Origin of the sequence: Paenilisteria newyorkensis (assembly GCF_000766145.1) — a bacterium.
GTDB lineage: Bacteria > Bacillota > Bacilli > Lactobacillales > Listeriaceae > Listeria_A > Listeria_A newyorkensis.
This window is the reverse complement of sequence record NZ_JNFB01000023.1, coordinates 1-4,152: the sequence shown is the minus strand read 5'-3', so window position 1 is coordinate 4,152 and position 4,152 is coordinate 1. Positions and strand designations below refer to the sequence as shown.

At 39.5% G+C, this 4,152-nt stretch carries 4 protein-coding genes; 1 reads left to right on the top strand and 3 read right to left on the bottom strand.

Annotated elements, in window-relative coordinates:
• From EP58_RS09340 to EP58_RS09330, 3 genes are all read right to left on the bottom strand, one after another.
• Positions 1-1,319, bottom strand: a 1,319-nt coding sequence (locus tag EP58_RS09340) for an FAD-dependent oxidoreductase (protein ID WP_036092834.1), incomplete at its 3' end; no start/stop codon positions are given.
• A gap of 14 nt (positions 1,320-1,333) precedes the next feature.
• Complete coding sequence (locus tag EP58_RS09335; RefSeq protein ID WP_036092830.1) at positions 1,334-2,629, bottom strand: arsenic transporter; 1,296 nt, start codon at positions 2,627-2,629, stop codon at positions 1,334-1,336.
• A gap of 107 nt (positions 2,630-2,736) precedes the next feature.
• On the bottom strand, positions 2,737-3,054 hold the full coding sequence (locus tag EP58_RS09330; RefSeq protein ID WP_036092828.1) for an ArsR/SmtB family transcription factor: 318 nt from the start codon (positions 3,052-3,054) through the stop codon (positions 2,737-2,739).
• A gap of 227 nt (positions 3,055-3,281) precedes the next feature.
• Between EP58_RS09330 and EP58_RS09325 the strand changes: the two genes are divergently transcribed.
• Positions 3,282-4,152: DUF4158 domain-containing protein (locus EP58_RS09325; protein ID WP_036092826.1), on the top strand; the 871-nt coding region annotated here is incomplete at its 3' end.

Below are 4,152 nucleotides of genomic sequence, written 5' to 3'. Positions count from 1 at the left end.
ACAGGATCTTTTGTCGTTGCAAATGGTGGAGCATACGCTAAATCTAAGTGAAATAGATCCGCTGCCGTTGCCTTAAAAGTGATAGCTGTTGCTAACACATCAATTCGTTTGTCGACACCATGTGTTCCTGTTATTTGAGCACCTAGAACACGTCCCGTATCTCGATCAGCGATGGCTTTAATTGTGAGTTCTTTCCCACCAAGATAATCTGCTTTATCCGGCTTAATATTGTAGAGCACTTCTATTTCAAAGCCTGCATCGCGTGCTTCCTGTTCGGATAAACCAGTATAGGCGACAACCATATCAAAAACTCGGACAATCCCTGTGCCAAGAATTCCCCGGTGTTTTAATAATCCACCAGTTAACCTATCTCCAGCAATTCGCCCCATTTTATTAGCTGTCGAACCTAAAGGTCGATACAACGGCTTTCCAGTGATTAAAGAGTAACTTTCTGCAATATCACCAACAGCTGATATATGCGGGATATTCGTTCGCATCTTTTCATCTACAGAAACAGCATGAGAGCTTCCAAGTGTTATATTGGTTCCATGTAATAAGCTCGTATTTGGTGTTACACCTGCGGCTAGAATAATCATATCCGATTCTCGTTCGTATGCATGATTATCTACCGTTACCAAACGTTTCTCTTTATCTGTGCGCTTGATTTTCTCTATCGTTGTATTTAAAGCGATTTTGACACCCTGTTTCTCCAATACTTTTTGTACACGAAAAGCCATGTCCCTATCAAGATGTTTCATTATTTGATTCCCACGCTGTATGAGCGTCACATCGATACCACACTGCTGTAGCTGTTCAGCCATTTCTAGACCGATAAATCCAGCGCCAACAATGAGTGCTGTTTTCGGTTGCTTCTTCTTGATATAGTGATGTATCGTGCTGGCGTCTTGAATATTTCTAACATGGAAAATATTCTTAGCATCTGCGAATGATTCAAAGGCAACAGGCGTCACTGGTTTTGCTCCCATGGCAAGTACCAATTCGTCGTAGAAATCTTCCACCGTTTCTCCAGTCTTAAGATTTAAAATATCCATTTTTTGTTGGTCAGGATGAATTTTCATGACACGATGTTCCGTATGAATAGCGACGTTATAACGTCTTTGAAACCATGCTGCATTTCTTGGGGTTAGGGTATCTAATGTTGGGACTTCTCCCCCGATATAATAAGGAATCCCACAAACAGAATAAGATATATCGACATCCTGATCGTATACCACAATCTCATCGTCTTCAGTGTTTCTTCTTGCTTTTGCCGCTACACTTGTTCCGGCAGCGACGGAACCAATAATAATAATTTTCATCCTATAAGCCTCCATTAATTCCAAATTAGTAGAGATAGATATAAACCTACGAGTGTGATAAATAAGACGGGCAGGGTAATGACAATCCCAATTTTAAAGTACATGCCCCAGCTTATCTTCACATTTTTTTGCGCTAAAACGTGTAGCCATAAAAGGGTTGCCAAAGAACCGATAGGAGTTATCTTTGGACCTAAATCAGAGCCTATTACGTTCGCGTAAATCATGGCTTCTTTCATGATTCCGGTAAAAGAAGTGTGATCGATGGCCAAAGCATTAATCATCACCGTAGGCATGTTATTCATGATCGATGACAGGATAGCTGCGATGAACCCCATGCCTATGGTGCCTGCGAATAAGCCATAATTACCGATATATTCCAAAGCATTTGCTAAAACTTTCGTAATACCAACATTCTGTAAACCATACACCACCACATACATACCAATGGAGAAAAATACAATACTCCAAGGAGCGCCTTTTAAAATCGTTTTAGTATGGACAGCTTGACTATTTCTAGCAAGTAACAAGAAGGTTAGGGCTATAAATAAGGCGATAAACGAAACTGGGATTTCCAAGAAACTACTTAAGAAATAACCTGTAACCAGAACAGCTAATATTCCCCAAGAAATATGGAACATTTTCACGTCTTTGATTGCGGAAGCTGGTGTGGCGAGTTCTGATGCATCGTATCTTTTTGGTAGGGCTCGTCGGAAATAAAGGTACAATACCAGGATACTTGCAATTAAAGAAAAAAGATTGGGTATCCACATCATAAGCGCATAGTGAGAAAACGTGATCCCAAAGAAATCAGCAGAAACGATATTTACCAGATTACTGACGACTAGTGGTAGCGATGTTGTATCGGCAATAAATCCGCTAGCTATAATAAATGGAAACACCTTTTTTTCATCAAACTTAAGGGCACGTACCATCGCCAACACAATAGGTGTCAAAATTAAAGCGGCACCGTCATTCGCGAAGAATGCGGCTACCAAAGCTCCTAAAATGGCAATGAGCACAAACATTAAAATACCATTCCCTTTAGCGAGTCTTGCCATATGTAACGCGGCCCATTCAAAAAAGCCAATCTCATCAAGGATAAGAGAAATGATGATAATAGCAATAAAAGCTAACGTCGCATTCCAGACAATACCTGTTACAGTCACTACATCAGTGAGCGTGACAACACCTACTAGTAATGCGATAACAGCTCCTCCACACGCTGACCAGCCAATCGATAGATTTTTAGGTTGCCAGATAACAAATACGAGTGTGATTATAAAAACTAAAATAGCGAGTATGATTTGCATAATTCCCCCTGACTACTAGCGAAAAAAGATACTACTCGCTAGTGTATTTCATTAATATGAGTCATAGCTGGGATTCTCGCCAACCAAAGTCATTGGCTGGCATTAGCTTATAAGCTCCCTTTCTTGTGTATGTCATTACAAATACACACTTCTTTTTCGTCCAAAAAAGAAGCTAGAACTTGTTGTCCTTTCAATATAGATGCATCCCTTAAGGAATAGTAATGCCAGATTCCTGATTTTCTGCTTTGTACAATACTTGCTTGCAGTAAAACTTTCATGTGATGAGATAATGTGGGTTGCGTGAAATCGAAATGTTCCAGCAAATCGCACGCACACAATTCCCCGCAGGAAAGAATATCAATAATTTGAACTCTTTTAGGGTCACTCATCGCCTTAAAAAGGCGAGCAGTTTCTTCATATGTCACAATGAACCTCCTTATAGATAGATGTTTGTCTATCTATAAATATAAACATCTGCAAGTGGAACGTCAAGTATTTCTCTTCGTTTATGCGAAAAACAGTCTATATCGTTCATTTTCAACTAGCTTGCACTCTCTTTTTTTATCTATAAGTATCCTTTGCATACTTTTCTATATTTGATATAATTTATGCAATAAATCTTTGATCTAACAAAATGGATGGGGGAAACATCATGAAAAAAGAATGGACGATTGATGAAGAAATAGAAGCTTTTATATTGAGCGATCGAGAAATGGCGTTTGTTACAACGAAATACAGAGCTACGCGGATTGGTTTTGCTGTGATGCTAAAATATTTTCAGTTGGAGCATCAATTCCCAGTAGAAAAGAACGATGTTCCACCTGATATGCCTGCGTTCATCGCGAAGCAATTACAATTGTCGTCTGATGCTTATATAACCTACCAATTGGATTCCAAAACAGCCTATCGGCAGCGACAGGAAATTTTACAATTTTGCGGTTTTCGAGAAGAGAATGAAGCGGATAGAAAATCATTGCAAGATTGGTTAGACGACAAAATATACGAGTACAACCAAGATGTAGATGTGTTAAAAGAACAGCTATCTAGGAAGTACCGTGTAGAAAAAATAATCATCCCTTCGGAATCCCAAATAGAAACGTTAGTGCGTGGCTGTATTCGGCAAAAAGAGCAACAGTTTTATCAAACAACCTACCAGAGGCTTTCTGCTACTAGTTTGGAAAAGATGGCTGCTTTACTAGCCTACTGGGGAGCATTAGAAAATGAAGAAAACGACAAAGAAGATATAACAAAAATCACATTTAGAAGGTTAACCTTAGGGCCTGGGCGCCTTAGTCAAGCCACCCTAGTCATGGAATTAAATAAACTGCAAACACTTCTCGACTTAGAGTTGCCAGATTATTTGTTTACGGATATTCCTGCTAAGATTTTGCAAAAATATAGACTAAGGGCCACGTCCGAGGATAAGACAGAAGTGAGTCGGCATAATGATCCTATTCGCTACACGTTACTGAGTGCTTTTTTCTGGCTAAAAATAAGGGAATTGCATGATAGCCTTGTAGAGC

What these genes read in the sequence shown, in the direction of transcription:
- EP58_RS09335 (WP_036092830.1), bottom strand. Translation starts at nt 2,629, where the DNA reads ATGCAAATCATACTCGCTATTTTAGTTTTTATAATCACACTCGTATTT.